Here is a 1,070-nt window from a genome sequence, read left to right as displayed (position 1 = left end):
GCTCCGCGTCGCGCTCCGCGATGCGCCGCTTCTCGGCGCGCACGCCGGCCTGACGCGAACGCTCCTCGACGAGCCACGCGGGCGGCGCCTCGAGCAGCGCCTTGATCTCGGCGGTGGTCAGCGGGTCGGTGATGCCGGCGCGGGCGAGACCGGAGTTCGAGACGCCCAGCTTCGCGGCGACGACGCCCCGCGGGTGCGGGCCCTCGCGTCGCAGGGTGGCGAGCCACTCGGGCGGGTCGGCCTGCAGGGCGGCGAGTTCGTCGCGCGTGACCGGCGAGGCGCGGAAGTCATCGGGCGTCGCATCGAGCAGGACGCCGAGCTTCTTGGCCGCCGTCTCCGGCTTCATCGACTGGGACTGGCGGGGCTTGTCGGCGTTCACCCCTCCACGCTAGTCGCGTCGGCGTCCGGGCGCGCATCGGGACGTCGGCTCGGCCCGCCCGGCGCTAGCCTGAGAGGGCCGCGCACGCGGCGGGAATGAGGACGAACGTGTCGCTGCGGCTGAGGTACGTCGCCGGGGTGAGCCCCGCGAAGTGGCTCCGGGCCTGGGCCGACCGACGGCCCGACCTGCCGCTCGAGGCGACGCGGGTCGACGAGGCCGGTCAGCTCCTCGAGCTGCGCGCCGGAGCGGCCGACCTCGCGTTCGTGCGCCTGCCCGTCGACGGTGACGAAGAGGAGCTGCACGTCATCCCGCTGTGGGAGGAGGTCGCCGTCGCGGTGCTCCCCAAGGACCACCCGTTCGCGGAGGCGGAGTCGCTCGTGCTGGCCGACCTCGCCGACGAGCCGCGGGCTCCCGAGCAGGAGGACCCGGCGATGACCGTCGAGCTCGTCGCAGCCGGGACGGGATGGGCGATGATGCCGCACGGCGTCGCCCGCCTGAACCATCGCCGCGACGTAGTCGCGGTCCCGGTGACGGATGCGCCGACCACGCGCATCGCGCTCGTCTGGCGGGTCGCCCGCGACGACGAGGACATCCAGGAGTTCGTGGGCGTCGTCCGCGGCCGCACCGCGCGCAGCTCGCGGAGCGGCGGGCCGGCGGAGGCCACGGACCCGGCCGGCGATGCGCGGACCGA

At 75.4% G+C, this 1,070-nt stretch carries 2 protein-coding genes; one reads left to right on the top strand and one right to left on the bottom strand.

Annotation, left to right across the window (positions count from 1 at the left end; genetic code table 11):
- On the bottom strand, positions 1 to 346 hold a 346-nt coding region (locus tag ESO86_RS17515; RefSeq protein WP_129236017.1), incomplete at its 3' end, for a DUF5997 family protein.
- 128 nt (positions 347 to 474) lie between these two features.
- Here ESO86_RS17515 and ESO86_RS17510 point away from each other — a divergent pair.
- Positions 475 to 1,070, top strand: a 596-nt coding sequence (locus ESO86_RS17510; RefSeq protein ID WP_129236016.1) for a LysR family substrate-binding domain-containing protein, incomplete at its 3' end; no start/stop codon positions are given.

The sequence above is a fragment of the Agromyces binzhouensis genome (assembly GCF_004135055.1).
GTDB classification, from domain to species: Bacteria; Actinomycetota; Actinomycetes; order Actinomycetales; family Microbacteriaceae; genus Agromyces; species Agromyces binzhouensis.
This window is presented reverse-complemented; position numbering and strand designations above follow the sequence as displayed.